The 17,472-nt window shown below is 41.7% G+C and carries 17 protein-coding genes; 7 read left to right on the forward strand and 10 right to left on the reverse strand.

Annotation, left to right across the window (positions count from 1 at the left end):
* Positions 1-42: 42 nt before the first annotated feature.
* Positions 43-882 carry a glutathione-dependent disulfide-bond oxidoreductase gene (gene yghU / locus PAARA_RS18495; RefSeq protein ID WP_062570467.1) on the reverse strand — a complete coding sequence of 280 codons (840 nt, stop codon included), beginning with the start codon at positions 880-882 and terminating at the stop codon, positions 43-45.
* Between the two features lie 113 nt (positions 883-995).
* Between yghU and PAARA_RS18500 the strand changes: the two genes are divergently transcribed.
* Positions 996-1,370 carry a SpoIIAA family protein gene (locus tag PAARA_RS18500; RefSeq protein ID WP_062570468.1) on the forward strand — a complete coding sequence of 125 codons (375 nt, stop codon included), beginning with the start codon at positions 996-998 and terminating at the stop codon, positions 1,368-1,370.
* Between the two features lie 8 nt (positions 1,371-1,378).
* Entirely contained in the window at positions 1,379-2,395 is a 1,017-nt protein-coding gene (locus tag PAARA_RS18505) for an endonuclease/exonuclease/phosphatase family protein (protein ID WP_062570469.1), read from the forward strand.
* Here the strand turns inward: PAARA_RS18505 and PAARA_RS18510 are convergent.
* The 3 genes from PAARA_RS18510 to PAARA_RS18520 all read right to left on the reverse strand — a co-directional run bounded on the left by PAARA_RS18510 (position 2,392) and on the right by PAARA_RS18520 (position 4,103).
* On the reverse strand, positions 2,392-2,727 hold the full coding sequence (locus PAARA_RS18510; RefSeq protein ID WP_062570470.1) for a hypothetical protein: 336 nt from the start codon (positions 2,725-2,727) through the stop codon (positions 2,392-2,394). The genes PAARA_RS18505 and PAARA_RS18510 overlap by 4 nt on opposite strands.
* Positions 2,724-3,311: a rhomboid family intramembrane serine protease gene (locus PAARA_RS18515; protein WP_062570471.1), complete on the reverse strand. Its 588-nt coding sequence runs from the start codon at positions 3,309-3,311 to the stop codon at positions 2,724-2,726. Before PAARA_RS18515 ends, PAARA_RS18510 begins: the two co-directional genes overlap by 4 nt.
* Positions 3,312-3,416: 105 nt before the next feature.
* Positions 3,417-4,103 carry a type 1 glutamine amidotransferase domain-containing protein gene (locus tag PAARA_RS18520; protein ID WP_062570472.1) on the reverse strand — a complete coding sequence of 229 codons (687 nt, stop codon included), beginning with the start codon at positions 4,101-4,103 and terminating at the stop codon, positions 3,417-3,419.
* Between the two features lie 134 nt (positions 4,104-4,237).
* Between PAARA_RS18520 and PAARA_RS18525 the strand changes: the two genes are divergently transcribed.
* A complete protein-coding gene (locus PAARA_RS18525) occupies positions 4,238-5,149 on the forward strand; it encodes a LysR family transcriptional regulator (RefSeq protein WP_062570473.1) in 912 nt (303 codons plus the stop codon).
* Here the strand turns inward: PAARA_RS18525 and PAARA_RS18530 are convergent.
* From PAARA_RS18530 to PAARA_RS18550, 5 genes are all read right to left on the reverse strand, one after another.
* On the reverse strand, positions 5,146-5,883 hold the full coding sequence (locus tag PAARA_RS18530; RefSeq protein ID WP_062570474.1) for a dienelactone hydrolase family protein: 738 nt from the start codon (positions 5,881-5,883) through the stop codon (positions 5,146-5,148). The genes PAARA_RS18525 and PAARA_RS18530 overlap by 4 nt on opposite strands.
* 71 nt (positions 5,884-5,954) lie before the next feature.
* Entirely contained in the window at positions 5,955-7,280 is a 1,326-nt protein-coding gene (locus PAARA_RS18535; RefSeq protein ID WP_062570794.1) for a glycerophosphodiester phosphodiesterase family protein, read from the reverse strand.
* A 78-nt stretch (positions 7,281-7,358) separates the two neighbouring features.
* On the reverse strand, positions 7,359-8,204 hold the full coding sequence (locus PAARA_RS18540) for a carboxylate/amino acid/amine transporter (RefSeq protein WP_062570475.1): 846 nt from the start codon (positions 8,202-8,204) through the stop codon (positions 7,359-7,361).
* An 88-nt stretch (positions 8,205-8,292) separates the two neighbouring features.
* Positions 8,293-10,431 (reverse strand): M3 family metallopeptidase, encoded by a 2,139-nt coding sequence (locus tag PAARA_RS18545; RefSeq protein WP_062570476.1) that lies wholly within the window; start codon positions 10,429-10,431, stop codon positions 8,293-8,295.
* Between the two features lie 264 nt (positions 10,432-10,695).
* Complete coding sequence (locus tag PAARA_RS18550; protein WP_062570477.1) at positions 10,696-10,905, reverse strand: hypothetical protein; 210 nt, start codon at positions 10,903-10,905, stop codon at positions 10,696-10,698.
* Positions 10,906-11,086: 181 nt separating this feature from the next.
* Between PAARA_RS18550 and PAARA_RS18555 the strand changes: the two genes are divergently transcribed.
* Positions 11,087-11,959 carry a mechanosensitive ion channel family protein gene (locus tag PAARA_RS18555; protein ID WP_062570478.1) on the forward strand — a complete coding sequence of 291 codons (873 nt, stop codon included), beginning with the start codon at positions 11,087-11,089 and terminating at the stop codon, positions 11,957-11,959.
* Positions 11,960-11,982: 23 nt separating this feature from the next.
* Here PAARA_RS18555 and PAARA_RS18560 read toward each other — a convergent pair whose 3' ends face one another.
* Positions 11,983-12,531 (reverse strand): HdeD family acid-resistance protein, encoded by a 549-nt coding sequence (locus PAARA_RS18560; RefSeq protein WP_062570479.1) that lies wholly within the window; start codon positions 12,529-12,531, stop codon positions 11,983-11,985.
* Between the two features lie 256 nt (positions 12,532-12,787).
* Here PAARA_RS18560 and PAARA_RS18565 point away from each other — a divergent pair, with 256 nt between their 5' ends.
* The 3 genes from PAARA_RS18565 (at position 12,788) to PAARA_RS18575 (ending at position 17,453) form a co-directional block, all read left to right on the forward strand.
* Positions 12,788-14,383: a mechanosensitive ion channel family protein gene (locus tag PAARA_RS18565; RefSeq protein WP_245220001.1), complete on the forward strand. Its 1,596-nt coding sequence runs from the start codon at positions 12,788-12,790 to the stop codon at positions 14,381-14,383.
* A gap of 365 nt (positions 14,384-14,748) precedes the next feature.
* A complete protein-coding gene (locus tag PAARA_RS18570; RefSeq protein ID WP_062570480.1) occupies positions 14,749-17,043 on the forward strand; it encodes a TonB-dependent receptor in 2,295 nt (764 codons plus the stop codon).
* Between the two features lie 110 nt (positions 17,044-17,153).
* Positions 17,154-17,453 carry a hypothetical protein gene (locus tag PAARA_RS18575; protein WP_062570481.1) on the forward strand — a complete coding sequence of 100 codons (300 nt, stop codon included), beginning with the start codon at positions 17,154-17,156 and terminating at the stop codon, positions 17,451-17,453.
* Positions 17,454-17,472 lie beyond the last annotated feature (19 nt).

Below are 17,472 nucleotides of genomic sequence, written 5' to 3' on the forward strand. Positions count from 1 at the left end.
AGAGGATCCGTTATTGCAATGGGCTGCATGGCAGCCCGATGGTTAAAAGTCGTTTTTGCTGTGTCGCTCGGCAAGTTGCTCTGCTTCATCACCCCAAATACGATTAACACGGCGACCACGTTGCACTGCAGGGCGGCGTTCAACTTGTTTTGCCCAGCGCACAACATGGGTATAAGACTCAACATCTAAAAACTCTGCTGCGTCATATAAATAGCCAAGTACAAGGCTTCCGTACCAAGGCCAAATTGCAATGTCAGCAATTGAATACTCACTGCCTGCCATGTAGTCATGATCGCTTAAATGGCGGTTGAGTACGTCGAGTTGGCGTTTAACTTCCATAGTAAAGCGGTCTATTGGATACTGCATTTTAAACGGTGCATAACTATAAAAGTGGCCAAAACCACCACCTAAATAGGGCGCAGACCCCATTTGCCAAAATAGCCAGTTGCGACACTCGGTTTTACTTGTGTGGTCGCTTGGAATGAGTGCATCAAATTTTTCGGCCAAGTACTGTAAAATCGCACCCGATTCAAAAACACGGGTAACAGGCTTGGTGCTGTGATCCATTAATGCGGGGATCTTTGAGTTAGGGTTTACGCTCACAAACCCCGACGAGAACTGGTCACCATCAGCAATTTTGATCAAAAACGCATCATAGTCAGCGTCATTGATGCCAAGCTCAAGTAGCTCTTCAAGCATAATAGTGACTTTTTGACCGTTTGGTGTAGCAAGTGAATAGAGTTGTAATGCATGCTCACCCACAGGTAGATCCTGCTGGTGGGTAGCACCTGAAATTGGGCGATTTGTCTTAGCCCATTCGCCACCATTTTCGGCATCCCACTGCCACACTTTAGGCGGCGTATAACTGTCGTTATTACTCATTGAAACTCCTTTATTTGTGCTTTTGTGAATGTCACTACGAGACTACCATCCTAGTTGATCAACGTGAGCAAGGGAAGTAGAGTAATCAAATTATAAATATTAAGGAGGATGGTATGAAAAAACACGGTTTAGCAATTGGTTTAGAGCGCGTTGGCAGTACGTTTTATTTAACTTTTAAAGTCGTTGGAAAACTCACTCATGATGACTATACAAAACTCACTCCCTTAATTGAAAATGCACTAGCGTCAGTTCCTCACGCAAAAATCAGAGCTTATGTTGATATTACAGAGTTAGAGGGGTGGGAGCTTCAAGCAGCATGGGATGATTTAAAGCTGGGGCTTAAGCATAACAAGGCGTTTTGCCGCATTGCTTTATTAGGAAATGCGAAATGGCAACAAGTGGCTAGCAAGGTGGGTAATTGGTTTACCAGTGGTGAAGTGAAGTATTTTGAGGATGCGAGCATTGCACGTGAATGGTTACATGAATAAGGTGGCCTGTGATAAAGCATAATCAAATAAAGGTGGCGACATTTAACCTTTATAATTATTTAGCGCCACCGAATGCATTTTATGATTTCCAGCGTATTTATAGTGCACAGCAATGGGCAAAAAAACAGCGCTGGTTAGCCGATTATCTTGAAAACCAACAGCCTGATATCATTGGTTTCCAAGAAGTGTTTAGTATTGATGCTCTAAAACAGCAAGTAAGCGAACAAGGTTATCCTTATTTTGCTGTCGTTGATGAACCCACTATTATTGATGAGTTTATATATCGTGATCCTGTTGTTGCGATTGCTTCACGCTTTAAAATAGTGGCTGTTGCCAAGGTGGAGTATGACACAGATTACGCAGCGCAAATGGGGCTTAAAGGGTTTTGTTTTAGTCGTGATATTGTTCGCGCTACGATAGATGTGCCACATATTGGCATTGTTGATTGCTATGTACTGCACTTTAAATCAAAGCGTAGCATGATTGATAACGAATACGATGACACCAGCACTGAGCAACAAAACTTACTTAAGCAGTTAAAAGATCAGGTAGCAGGGCGCTGGGCATCAAGCATACAGCGTGGCAGTGAAGCTGCACTATTTTTGATAGAAGTCATCAATCGCAGAGCGCAAACAAATAACCCTGTTATTGTGATGGGGGATTTTAATAATGAGTTGCATGACGGTGTACTCAATCATTTAATTGCCGATAATTCACGGCTTACTGAAAATCGTCAAAATAGTGTGTATCGCTCACATTTTACCTTACAGGATAGTTGGCAGCTTTATCAGCGTCATGTAGTGACCGAAAGCGACAGAGAGGCAACCCATTACTTTGGCAGTAGTAGTTCAGTGTTTGACTATATTTTGCTTTCAAGGGAATTTGATGCAGGGTTTCACAGCAGTTTTTTTGAAGTCGTTGATTATCACACCTATGATCAGCACTTGATCAACCCACAGTTTGCTTATGATGACCAAAGCACCGACCATGGTGTTGTGATGATCACCATGGCACTTAGGAGTTAATTGTTTTTGATCCAGCCAATACTAAGTAGATATCGGTTACCAGAAATGACTTTAGTGACTTGATGTTCACAGACATCGGGCCGAAATAATTTGATGCGAGCACTTTCGTAAATTGGTTGTGCACGAATAAACTCGCCACCAGTTCGCGCTTTTTTGAGCACAATGTTAAGCCGAAAGTGTTTACCCGCCGCTACCTTATCAGTGTGCGCAGGCACTTCGCTACCTTCAGGAAAGCGCAATATATAAACATCAAATTTAATTGGCCACAATAGCATTTTGTCGTAGCCCGAAAGTTGCCGACCTTTTTCAAAGCGAAAGCGCTTTTTAATCATAGGTTATTGTATTTTTTATCACGCTTTGCCATCAGATAACCTATAAACGCGCCACTTATGGCACCAAATAAATGGCTCTCAAAAGAGATATGAATACGCTGCGGGAATACCCCCCAAATCAAGCCGCTGTAAAGTACAACGACGGCAATGCTGATTAAAATTGCTTTGAATGAGCGGTGCATGATGCCATAGCAGATTAGATAACCCCATAAACCATAAATTACGCCACTCAAACCTACATGAATATTACTACGGCCGAATAACCAAACGAGTAGCCCACCAAGCAGTGCAGTGCCAGTAAAGACTAGCCAAAAACGTTTTACGCTGTATTGGCATACCAGCCACGCAAGAATAGCAAAAGGCACTAAATTACTGACTAGATGCGCCCAGCCGCCATGTAAAAAGGGGGCAAAGAACACGCCAGACACACCAGATATTTGACGAGGTAATATGCCAAAACCGTTAAGGTTTACACCAGGGAGTGAGTTGGCAATTTGCAGCACCACACAAAGTAACATGATGCCCAAAATAGCAAACCGTTTGCTACTGATAGGGGGAAGTTTGGCTGCTGATTTTTCAGTCATGGTTGAAGGCTCTTAAATCAATTCGACCGAATCAGTATAACTTATTAATAGTGAAGGTAAACACCTTGACGTACAAGGTGTTTACTGAATAATGAATTGTGATTTTTAACCTAGTTTTGTTAGCAGTTTTTTCGCTGCAAGCTCTGAACTTGCAGGGTTTTGTCCTGTGATTAATAAACCGTCTTCAATGGCAAGTACGCCCCAGTCATCGGTTTTTTGATAGTGACCGCCTTGTTTGATTAGCTGATCTTCTACGAGCAACGGTACCACATTGGTAAGCTGTACAGCATCTTCTTCAGAGTTACTAAAGCCAGTAACTTTTTTATCAAACACGACTGATTTACCTGCTGCATTTTTCGCATTGAGTAATACAGCACTTGCATGACATACCGCGCCAACAGGCTTGTTTGAATTTAAAAATTGTTCAATCAAACTAATAGAGTCCTGATTATCAACTAAGTCCCACAATGGACCATGGCCGCCTGGGTAAAATACAGCGTCAAATTCCTCTGCATTTATCTCGCTCAATGGTTTCGTGTTTGCCATCAAGGTTTTTGCTGCGCTGTCTTCTTCAAAACGTTTGGTTGCATCTGTGGCAGCGTCAGGTGCCGCGCTATTTGGATCGACTGGAGGTTGGCCGCCTTTTACTGATGCAAGGGTTACATCTGCACCAGCATCAACAAAGGCGTAGTAGGGGGCTGCAAACTCTTCTACCCAAAAACCTGTTTTATGACCTGTATCACCCAATTCATCGTGTGAAGTAAGTACCATTAAAATTTTCTTAGCTGACATAGTGAATCCTTTTGTGAGTTTTAAACATCGTTGATAACACTATAGGGATGAAAACTAAGTTAAACAACGCAGATAAACTTGACTTCATTGGTTTAATAATTGATACAATTATTCAGGTCATATTAGGAATCCATATGAAAGTATCGTTCGAGCAACTAAAAAGTATGGTGGTGTTTGCCCATATTGTGCAGCAAGGTAGCTTAACCAAAGCGGCTCAGCAACTAGGCTTGTCGCGAGCTGTGGTGAGTTATCACTTAAAAAAGCTAGAGCAGCAATTGCAACTCACCTTATTAAATCGTTCAACCCGCACTATGACACTAACAGAGGCGGGTATGGCTTATTACGAACGTTGTCAGGCCATTACAGAGCACGCAGAGGCAGCTAATCTGCATCTTGAGAGCTTAAAAAGTGAGCCCGTTGGGGTAATTAAACTGAGTTGTCCGGTGAATGTCGGCTTACAACTTGTAGTGCCTGCGCTGGCTCAGTTTAAACGTTTGTATCCTAAAATCGACATAGACTTACAACTGAGTGATGATGTGGTTGACGTTATCAAAGAAGGCTATGATTTGGCTATTCGAGGGGTTGCGCTTGAGAGTTCAAACTTACAAGCGACTAAGCTGGCAAGTATGGCAACATGCTTATGTGGTTCAGTTGATTACTTTACAAAACACCCTATACCAAAGAGTATTGCTGATTTAGCAGTGCATACTTGGGTCGTGTACCAGCCAAGCAGCGCTATTGTGACTCTTGAAAAAGACAAGCGTCGTTTTGATATAGCAGTCAGTGGTGGCATAAGTACTAACAATGCCGCAGCACGCACTGCTTTTGTTGAAGCGGGACATGGCTTAGCTAAAATCCCTGTTTATGATGCACTTCCTAGGATTAAGGCTGGCTTATTGCGAACAGTATTAGAGGATTACAAAACCGCAGATATTGAGCTTTATGGTGTGTTCCCGCCAGGGGCAGCGGGAAGCAAAAAATTGCGTGTTTTACTTGATTACCTAAAGGACTATTTCGCTAATCAAGTGGCAACGCTGGCGATTTAAACAAGCGTTCGATTAAATAAAGCAACGGCTTGTTGATACATGCTGATGGCAAGGGCAGGGTCGTAACGCTCGCCTTCATCGCGCATGAAGGCGTGTTGGGCATTAACTTCTTGCCACTGGTAATTAATTCCTGTTGCCACCGCTTGTTGGTAAATTTTAAGGCGGCCTTCTTTTGGTACATGTGGGTCTTGCTTACCCCAGACAAAGTGAATTTCACCTTTGATATCAGCCATGCGTTCGAACGAGTTATTACCTGCTTGCGCCACTAAGGTATCGCTGTGTATATCTGTTGCATATAAACAAAATGCGGCTTTAATATTAGAGTTTAACGCTGCGCGATATGCAAGGTGACCACCAATACAGACACCCATCGCACCGATGTGGCCTGTGCAGTAATCTTGAGTGCGTGCAAATGCAATTAAGGCTTCAGTATCACTGTCGTGGCTCTCAAGTGGTTTAGCCCACTTGTCGGCATTGCCTTTATCCTTACCCGCATCATCGTAGGCAAGTACAGTACCTATAGGGTTTAACTCATGAAACACTTCGGGCACTAATACCACAAAACCATGACCTGCCAGTATTGCAGCAGAGCGTGCGATTGGCGCAGTTTCTTGAAAAATCTCTGAATAGAAAATAATACAAGGGAACTTCCCTTCATCTACTGGGCGATAAACGCTGGTGCGCATTGACCCTGTTGGGGTGGCTATATCGTGGCTATGGTGTTGAATGATCATAAAATGCTCGGCTAAATAAAACTCTATGTTAACCGAGCACGATAAAATAAACGACTGTAGCCGTAAAACTTTTAAATACTGGCCGGCATGTTATTACAACTCGCGTAATAACTAACCGTTGCAGGCCAATCAGAGAAGATACCTATGACACCAACATCTTTGGCTAATACATCAAGCACGGTCATCATATCGCCATCGTTATCAATAACATCGGCAACTGATTGATAATAATAGCCGCCACCATTATTTAACGGGCCTGAGCGTTCGAAACTCCATGCTATGATTTTAAGGCCCGCCGTTTTGGCATCGACAGCGTATTGTGAAGGCACTATGTTATTGTCGTTATCGATGGTTAATAGCATCCAGATTGGTGGTGCAATAATCTTAACACCGTCACTGTAAAGTGCAGCCATACTGGGTTGCCAAGTGTCAGGATTATTAGGATCAAAGCCTGCATCACTATCACGGCCATCCAAGTAAACACTTTGAGCAGCAAAGTCTGGATTGTTATTTATCCAATATTTTACATCATCTAAGTTAAATGACTGTGGAAAAACATGATTAGCGGGCACGTCCATTTGTATGTACTCATCGAGCATTTTTTGTGCGTACTGCTCTTGGCTCATACCATCAAAAGGCATGCTAACTGCTGGCGATTTAAGTTCAGGAGTCATTTTTACACCTAACTCTTTAAACAATGCAATACTTTGTTTATGTGTCATTAGGGTGCCTGTATTTGCATATAAATCAGTGCGCCAGCTAGGCGTTCCTTTCATATAGTCAGCCACATTAGTTGCGTTGGTGTTTGCACCATCCATTTTGCCTTCAAGGGTTAAAAACTCTGCGAGGCTGATATCGCTAGTACAACATTTAGCAGAGGCAGGCGTACCACTGTTAGGATCTGCTGGAGTAAAAGGTTCACTGCATTTTGCAGCTAACTCTGGAATAGCTAAAATATTCGTGGTGGTATGTAAGTCACACTGCGAATGGCGACATACTAACTCTTTATCGTTTGTAAAGGTGACATCACACTCGACAATGCCAGCCCCCATGCGAGCCGAAGCTATGTAAGACTCTTTAGTGTGTTCAGGGTATTGCATAGGCGCTCCTCGATGACCGATTGAAAAATCAGTACGGTAAAAGGGGCCTTCTTTACACGATTCTAGTTTTGTTTTTAGTGTACTGTCTGCCATGTCATCAATGAGGTAGTCTGGGCGAGTGCCAAGCTGAATATTGGTGCCTTGCGCCACTTCTACGATAACGGGGGTTGGAACTTCAACAACTTGAACATCAGTATTTGTGACAACAACTTCTTTTTCGACAACTTCTACATCATCATCACAACCAGCAAGAACGCCTATTAATAAGCAACTAGTCAGTAAGGGTATGTGTTTCACTATTTTCGCATCCTTTAAAATAAATGAGTGCATCACCTTAATCATCATTAATGACAATAAAACGACAGTAAGCTTAATTTATTTTTTCACAATGGCTTGGTTCACAATTAAAGCTAACAGTATAACGGCTGCGCCAATACTTAATCTGAGAATGTCGGCATCACGGTTCCAAATAACAATATTGACAATAATCCCCGCAGGGATCAGTAGGTTATTCATTACTGCGAGCGCACCCACATTGACAATAGTCGCGCCTTTATTCCATGCAAAATAACCAAGTCCAGAGGCAATTGTTCCGAGGTAAATCAGGACACCCCATTGTGTGGTTGTGGTAGGGAGCTTACTGGTATCACCAAATAAACCATAGCAAACTAATGCGACGATGAGTGCACCAATGAAAAACCATGCGAACACACGAGAATGCGCAATGTGTTCGTGTTGCATTAATCGTTTATAGGTCACTTGTCCTGTTGCAAAGCAAATATTGGCAGCCTGCACAAGTAGCATTCCAAGCAGGTAGTTTTCATCAATGCCTTCGTAACGAATAGCGACTGCTCCGACAATGGCCAGCATGGCGGCAAGCAAGAATTTAGCATTGAAGCGTTTTTCAAGAATATCGTTTAATAAGGTGATATAAAGCGGTGTCATAACCGTGAATAATAGCACTTCAGGCACACTGAGGTACAAAAACGAATGGTAATAAAAGCTGTACATCACACCCAGCTGCACCGCCCCTATTGCCATCAGTTTAAGTGCTAAAGCTTTAGGGGTTTTACGCCAGTGCAGAAAAGGTAAAAATACGCAGGTGGCTAAGCCAATACGCATCAACACACTGAACCATGCATCGACTTGTCCTGCTAAATAAACACCAATAAGACTAAACGAAAAGGCCCAAAGCAGGGTAACAGCAAATAAGTAGGTCATGTTTTATGGTAATTGATTCTAAAATTGCACTATAACAAAAAGCCCGCAATAATTGCGGGCTTTCATCACTTAGCGAATAATTTAACTATTACTCAACTAAACCACGACGCTTTAATAGTGCGTCTGTTGTTGGTTTTTGACCACGGAATTCAATGTAGCTTTGCATTAAGTCGCGGCTGTTACCTTTTGATAACACTTCTTTACGGAAGTTATCACCATTTTCACGGGTTAAGCCACCTTCTTCTGTCATGTGTGCAAACGCATCTGCTGCGAATACTTCAGTCCAAAGGTACGCATAATAACCTGCTGAGTAACCACCAGCGAATGTGTGGCTGAAGTAGCAAGACTTATAACGAGGCGGTACTGGGTAGTAGGCAATACCGTGCTTGTCTAATGCATCATGTTCAAACTTTTGCACATCTGTAATATCAGCATCAACACCAAATGAATGCCATTCCATATCAAGCAGTGCCGCGGCTAAGTACTCAGTTGTATCAAAACCTTGATTGAACTTTTGTGATTCGAGTACTTTTGCAAGTAATGCTTTTGGAATTGGCTCACCTGTTTTGTAATGCTTGGCATAGTTTGCCAGTACAGTCGGTTCGATGTTCCAGTCTTCATTTGCTTGTGAAGGGAATTCAACAAAATCACGTGCTGTGGCAGTACCGGCGAGGCTAGGGTACTTCACATCAGAGAATAAACCATGAACAGCGTGACCAAATTCATGGAACATGGTTGTTACTTCAGAGAAGGTCATGAGTGTAGGTTGGCCGTCAGCTGGCTTAGGAATGTTCTGTGCGTTGTAGATTACCGGCATGGTGTCTTTTAGACCGCTTTGGCTGACATAAGAGCTCATCCATGCACCGCCGCGTTTGCCTTCACGTGCATATGGATCCATGTAGAATAGGCCGATAGCGCTGCCATCTTCGTTAAATACTTCAAATACCATTACGTCTTCATGATAAACAGATAAGTCTGTACGTTCTTTAAAGGTAATGCCGTACAGTTTATTCATCGCAAAGAATAGGCCGTCGTGGATCACTGATTGCATTTCAAAGTAAGGCTTAACTAACGCAGGGTCTAAGTCGTACTTTTCTTGGCGTACTTTTTCAGCATAGAATGCCCAATCCCACGGTTGTAAGGCAAAGTTTTTGCCAGACTTTTTAATTACTTGCTGGATTTGTTCTGCTTCAGCTTCTGCTTTGGCAACCGCTTTCGGTGCTAAGTCATCAAGAATGCCGTAAACGTTTTCTGTTGTTTGCGCCATACGTGTTGTCATCACATACGAAGCCCAGTCTTGGTAACCCAGTAATGCTGCTTTTTCTGCGCGTAGCTTAGTCTCTTTAAGAATGATTGGGCCATTAGTTGCTTGTGCGCGAGTTGCAGAAGTGGTCCACACTTTTTCACGTAGCTTACGATTTTCAAGGCTTTGTAAGATAGGCTGGCGAGTCGTGTTGACAAGCGTGATCATGTAACCTTCTTTACCTGCCTTTTGTGCCGCAGCCGCAAGGCTTGCAATTTCAGCCTCAGACAATCCAGCCAGCTCGCTTTTATCTGTTACTAAAATCACATCTTCTTTGAATGATTTTAAGATATTTTGTGAAAACTCTGTTGAAAGTTTGGCAAGTTCCGCGTTGATTTCACGCATTTTTGCTTTTTCAGTTTCGTTAAGCTTTGCACCCGCGTTAACAAACTTTTTATAGTAAAAATCGACAAGGCGTTGATCTTCAGCATTTAAAGATGATTTGTCATCGTAGATACTTTGCACGCGAGCGAATAAGGCTTTGTTTAGGTAAATATCATCAGTATGAGCAGACATAATAGGCGCCATTTTAGCGGCGATACGTTGATACTCACTGTCAGAGATCAAACCTGATAAATTAAAAAATGCCGCAGAAGTGCGGTCTAATAGCTCACCAGATAGTTCCATTGCAACAAGGGTATTTTCAAATGTTGCAGGCTCAGGGTTGTTTGCAATCTTTGCAATTTCAGCTTTTTGCTGTGCAATACCCGCTTCAAATGCTGGCTCGTAGTCTTTGGTTGAAATTTTATCAAACTCAGGAGCCATGTATTGTAAAGGGCTTGGCTTGAAAAGAACGTTGGTAACATTAGCTGTTTGTGTTTCAGCAGCAGTTTCAACTTGAGTTTGCGTGTCAGCTTGCTGTGAACTACAAGCTGAAAGTAAAAGTGCACTAGCAATCGTTGTTGCTATCAGGGTCTTATGCATGAGAACTCCAATTTAAAAATGTGCTTGGTACATTCATTATTCGAGAGAATACACCAATGATGAGAGCTTTTTTAAATTACCAAATTTTAGACTAGAAACAATTAAATCTATCGGTTTATTAGGATGGTTGAGCGCAAAACGGGAATAAAGTGTTTCAAAAATGCACAAAAAAGCCGTCTTACTATAAATCGGACGGCTTTATTATCTAGTAATGTAATAATAAGAAAAATTAATGTGATTTATACATCGACGGTTATGCATGAATCAATTATAACCGAGTACAAACTTTTTCTCCGAGCCGAAGTTTTCAGGCATCGCATTTCCGAACTCTTTGTTGATCAGTGCTAACGTGTTTTCTTGTTCTGCAAGCAAGTTTAAAATGCGGTTTCTGTAATCTAAGCTCGACTCAAACAAGTTTAAATCAACCATTGGCTGGAGTGTTGCTAGTTTCTGTGTAAGTGTCATTTGTGACATTGTGCTCTCCTCATGCTACTTATAGCTCTCACTGTTTATATAGCATCTGTGTTCAAAAATAGTTAATAATTAGCGCATTTCGTGCATAAAGAACTTAGTATTTACCAAGTTTTCACTTATTATGCCGTGCTAAACTTAGTCACAACTGAACCAAATTCATTTTTTCTAGGAATGTTAATTTATGACCCTTGCTGATCTGCAATCTGCATTATCGTTTGTATTGTTTACTTACAACGATGTGCAAATTACTGTGCTAAAAATTATTCAAGTGCCTTTGGTGCTTTTTTTAATGTGGTTTGTGGTCACGTGGATAGGTCGATTAATTAAAAAAGCATTACTTGCAAAAAACCTAGGCCCTGATGCTGTTCATTTATTCACCCGTATATATCTTGTCGTTACGATAGCGGTGCTTGTGTTTACCTCACTTGAGGTACTCAATATTCCATTAACAGCGTTTGCTTTTGTCTCTGGTGCAATTGCTATTGGTGTCGGTTTTGGTGCACAAAACATTATTAATAACTTTATTAGCGGTTGGATACTCATGTGGGAGCGACCAATACGTATTGGTGACTTTCTAGAAGTAGGGACGGCGAAAGGGGTTGTTGAAACAATTAACACACGCTCTACACGCATTCGTCGTAACGATGGTGTGCATATGTTAGTGCCTAATAGCCAACTGCTTGAAAATACCGTAACTAACTGGACTCTGATTGATCGTAATGCGCGCTCATCCGTTAATGTCGGTGTTGCTTATGGTTCAGATGTGGTGTTGGTTGAAAAGTTGATTAAGCAAATTTTGGATGAGCATCCGGCTATTTTAAAAACACCCGCCTCATCAGTCTTATTTGATGACTTTGCAGATAGTTCATTAACGTTTAGTGCTATCTTTTGGGTATGTGCGGAATCAGAAGCGCCACTTCGACAGGTACGAAGTGAGCTACGTTTCAGTATATATAAAGTGTTTGCTGAGCACGATGTTACCATCGCATTCCCGCAGCGCGACATTCATATTGATGGCGAAATTGCCTTAAAACGTCGAAGTACACAAAAATAAAAAAAGCGGCTTAGCCGCTTTTTTTACGCTTGTTCATTGAGCTTTTTAAGCTTAAATGCGAGCAGTACCATCATGGTACCAAACACAATGGCGTAAGTGGCTACTAACCAAAGTAAGGTTAGGACACCTGCGCCAGGGTTAAACATTAAATAAGCACCAAAAATGATGGATATGACACCACTGGCAATTAAAATCCACTCATTATTGATTTCTTTGCGAAGCTTACTGGCGATAATGATTTCAATTACCCCCATTGCGATAGCCCATGCCGCAATAAAATATAACATTAAAATAGCGGTAACATTGGGCGCAAACAAAGTGACTAATGCCGCAGCAATTGAGATAAGGCCGCCAATAAGTAGCATCCACCACAATGGGTTGTCTTTTTTAGAAGCAAAAGCCAGCCATGCGCGAATTGCGCCATCTACAAAAAAATAAGCAGCAAAAATAAACATCAACACAGCAAGTGATGCCTCGGGTGCAAGCCAGCCACAAAGCCCGAAGATTATCGCAATCACGCCATGAATAAATAGTGATGACCAATGTGGAATCAACGAATTTGAAATATGCATAAAAAGTTCCTTTGCCTAGGTTAGAGGGGCTAACAGGTTTTAATAGATCTAACATTTAAGCTACTTAAAGCAAAGGAATTTAATTAATATTTGTACAGTTAAAAAAGCATGCTCTAATCTAATATTATGAATTTGAGTCTATTCATTATCTTGCTACAAGGATGAGAGAGTGAAAAATTTAGCCACTACTTTTTTGTGCGTCATGTGTTACCTATTGGTTATCTGTATGGCCGCAGTAGGGAGTAAGGCATACGCTATGAGTACGCCAGAGGTCACTGTAAAGTCACTTATTGATAAAGATGATAAAGAAAAAACTGATGAAGAAAAAGAAGTGACAAGTGCAGAGGCAGGGAGCTCACTTACTAGTCAGCAAGCTGATGAGGCTTTATTTTTCGATGAATTCAATCGAATTACTCCGCGAAATACAATGTATGGTTTTTTAACCGCTGCACGGGCACGCGACTTTGAATTAGCTAGTCACTACCTCGATTATCGTAACTTACCGCAAGATGCTGCTGCCATTGGTCAGATGAAGCTGGCTGAAAATCTATCTTTAATATTAGATAGAACTTTATGGGTTGATATTGATAACCTGAGTAATAAGCCTGACGGCAAAAAAAATGAAGCGGTACCAAGTTATCGCGATCTTGTCGGTGAAATTTCCACTTCACAAGGGAAAGTGCAAATCTTATTACAGCGTGTTCCAAATAAACAAGGGACGCAAACGATTTGGAAAATTTCCAATGCGACAGTGAGCAAAATCCCCCTATTAATCAAAGAGTATGGGTATAACCGCATAGGAGAGTGGCTATATCAGTCTTTACCAAGTTTTGAATTTTTAGGTGTAATGCTGTGGCAATGGGTCTACTTTGCATGTTCTTTTATTTTCTTTGTACTCGTCGCAATTGTGTTAACACGACTCGTTTCTTTTGTTTTAGTGCACTTAAAGTTTCCCATACAGCAAGACATTGTTGATTTTATCAATGGACCAATCTGTTTATTAATAGCAGTAATAATGTCGCGTTCGTTAAGTGATGAATCTAATGTAACCATTGCTTTTTTGGCCGTAATTCATGGCGCCACGGTTTTGCTTTTAGCATGGACTTGGGTGTTTTTACGTATTGTTGATATTACGAAACATCGCTTGAGCCAGCGTTTTATTCGCCAAGATAAACCTCATGCTGTTTTCTTGCTTAGGCCTGTGAGTAACGTCATAAAAACCAGTATCGTGATTATTATGTTATTTGTCTGGTTCGAGAATTTGGGCTTTAACGCGACGACCTTACTTGCTGGTCTGGGTATCGGTGGGCTTGCTATCGCACTTGCTGCACAAAAAACGGTTGAAAATATCATTGCAGCAATCACGCTTTATACATCAGCACCTGTACGAATTGGTAATTTGTGTAAGTTTGACAATCACCTCGGAACAATTGAAGAGATAGGCCTGAGGGCAACACGTATACGCACACTTGATCGCTCGGTAATTTATGTAGCGAATGCTAAGTTTGTGGATATGCAGCTTGAAAATATTTCTGAGCGAGAACGCATTTCATATCGACCTAAGTTAATGCTCAGCGCAAAAACAGAGCAGCAAAACTTACATGCTTTTATGGCGTCTGTTCGTGCACTACTTAAAGAGCATGAACATATTGCCGATGAGCCTTGTCGAGTACGATTTAAAGGTTTTACGCCTTGGGCTTTACAAATCGATGTACTAAGCTACGTAGAGACAGTCGATTTTGCGTTTTACATGGAAATAATTGAAGAGTTAAATATGGCGATGTTAGGTTTGCTGAACGAGCATAATTGTGAATTAGCCAACCCAGAATTTGCTCGTGTAGTAGGTTCGTAATGAAAATTATCGCAAATGAAAGTAGTTCTCAGTTGTATACATTCTCTACACATTGTTGTTATGCAATGAACAGGACATATGTCCGCTAAAGTGTAAAATAGTTGCATAATTTCTTCTAAATGCTTTGATGTTGCCGCTAATTGTTGTAAAAAAATTGTATATTTATAATTTTTAATGCAGTAAAAGTGTCATAAAGTGTTATAATCGTCAGCGTTCGTTCAGCCTCTTTACCTCGTTTTGCACTCTCGATTTAGAGGTCCGCGCAGCTTATTATAAGGCGCGAAAAATTGGCCGAGCCCGTCAAATGATTTGACGCAACATCATCACCGTTGAATAAGAGTGCATAAAAAAGGTTAAAACCCGACATGAAAGCAATGAAAAGATCTACGTTAGCAACACTTATCAATGCAACGTTGTTCTCTGCCGTAGCAGGTACTTCATTTTCAACTCTTGCTGCAGACGAAGCACCAGCAGCAAAAAACAACCAATTAGAAGTTATCCAAATCACTGCTCGTAAGCGTGTGGAAAATGCTCAGGAAGTACCTGTTGCAGTATCTGCGCTGCAAGGTGATAACTTAGATGCTTACAGCTCAGCTGGTATGGATATTCGCTTTATGAATGCGAAAATCCCAAGTTTATCAATCGAATCTTCGTTTGGTCGTTCATTCCCACGCTTTTATGTTCGTGGTCTAGGTAACACAGACTTTGATTTGAATGCTTCTCAACCTGTTTCTTTAGTGGTTGATGAAGTCGTTCAAGAAAACGCAATCTTAAAAGGTTTCCCTGTATTTGACGTTGCTCGCGTAGAAGTATTACGCGGCCCACAAGGTACATTATTCGGTCGTAACACGCCGGCTGGCCTTGTTAAATTTGATACAGTTAAACCATCACAAGAATTTGAAGGCTATGGTTCAGTATCTTACGGTAGCCGTGGCGCAGTTGATTTTGAAGGTGCTGTTGGCGGTGGCCTAACAGACCGTTTATCAACACGTGTTTCTGTACTTTGGCAAGAAAAAGACGATTACATTGATAATCGCGCACCAGGGTTTGAGCAAGATGACGTATTAGGTGGTTACACTGAAAAAGCGGCTCGTGTTCAATTCTTATATGAAGGTGATGATTTCACAGGTTTATTCAACTACCACACGCGTGATATGGACGGTAAGCCAATTGCATTCCGTGGTAACGCAATCAAAGCGGGTACAAACGATTTAGTTGATGGCTTTGAACACGATGTGGTTTTCCACGATGCAGCTTCACGTGCGACACAGCAAGTTGAATCACAAGGCGCAAGCTTAAAGCTTGAGTGGGACATCAACGATTTAACACTTACGTCAATCTCTGCATGGGAAAGTGCTGAAATCTATTCTCGCGCTGACATCGACGGTGGTTACGGTTTTTTTAATGCAGACGACCCGACAGCACCTATGGGCCCAGGTTTTATTCCGTTCACTTCTGAAAGTGCTGACGGTATTCCTGATCAAGACCAATACACGCAAGAACTTCGTTTATCAAGTAACTATGCTGGTGACGTAAATTTCCAAGTCGGTGTATTCTACTTTGACGAAGCGCTAACAATCGAAAACTTCAGCTACGACACATATGGTGCAACACCGGGTGAGTTAAACGGTTATGTTATCCAGCAGCAAGATACCAAGGCATGGGCGGTATTCGGTTCATTAGACTACACAATCACTGATGACTTAAAAGTAACAGCGGGTCTTCGTTACTCTGATGACGAGAAAGAGTTCTCAGCAAACCGTACTTTAAGCCCTGCTGGTGGCGGTGCGTTATTCTTAACAGAAAACCCAAGTGACGATCACGTTAGCTGGGATTTATCTGCTAACTACAAGATCAACGACGAGGTAAACTGGTACGCGCGTGTTGCTAATAGCTTCCGTGCCCCAAGTATTCAGGGCCGTATCTTATTCGGTGATGAAGTAACTGTTGCAGAGTCTGAAACTGTAACATCTTTTGAAACAGGTATTAAATCAGACGTACTTGATGGCCGTGGTCGTGTAAATGCGACTGTGTTCTACTACACAATGGATGACCAACAATTAACAGCTGTGGGTGGTGGTGCAAACTTCAACCGTCTAGTTAATGCTGATAAGACAACTGGTTATGGTTTTGAGTTAGACACTGAGTGGGTATTAACTGATAACCTAAATGCGACGTTTAACTTAAGCTACAACAACACTGAGCTTAAAGATAAAGATTTAGCCGTTGCTGTTTGTGCACAATGTACAGTGACAGATCCAACATTCCAAGTACCGGGCGCATTTGGTCCTGAAGACCGTGCTATCTTAGATGGTAACAGCCTACCGCACGCACCTGAGTGGATCTCTAACGTCACATTACGTTATAGCCGTGAAGTTGCTGACGGTGAATTCTTCACTTACGCTGACGTGTCTTACCGTAGCGAAATCAACTACTTCTTATACGAGTCAGTTGAGTTTGAAGGCAAGCCATTAACAGAAGTGGGTTTACGTGCAGGTTATGCTTGGGCTGAAGGCGACAACGAATATGAAGTATCAGCATTCGTTCGTAACATGTTCGACGAGCAACAATCAATCGGTGCTATCGACTTCAATAACAACACAGCAATGGTGAACGAAGAGCGTTACATCGGTGCTGAGTTCAAAGTAAGCTTCTTCTAAGCTGAAATAATAAGTCCTATTAAAACCCGCTGTATAGCGGGTTTTTTCGTTTATAATCGCGTTGGTAACTGCTAAAGTGGCAGGATTAATTTAAGAGAAAGAGAATAGCTATGGCTGGATTTTGGAACTACCGTGTGATTTTTTGTGAAGCAACAAAAGATGAAGCGGCACAATATCAAATTCATGAAGTTGAATATAACTTAAATGGTAAAGTGACTAACTGGTCAGAAACTGGAGCAGCGCCTTTTGGCAATACAGTTGAAGAGCTAGAAGCTGACGCTGATCGTTTAAAAACGGCGTTTTCTAAGCCAGTTTTAAAAGTGGTTAGAAAGCAACGTGGCTACGAGCTAGTTGATGTCGAAACAGGCGAAGACGCCTTTGCGGAGCCACCTGCGGGCTTAACTGAATAATCACGCTGAATTAATTAAA

The sequence above is a fragment of the Pseudoalteromonas arabiensis genome, assembly GCF_001550155.1.
GTDB classification, from domain to species: Bacteria; Pseudomonadota; Gammaproteobacteria; order Enterobacterales; family Alteromonadaceae; genus Pseudoalteromonas; species Pseudoalteromonas arabiensis.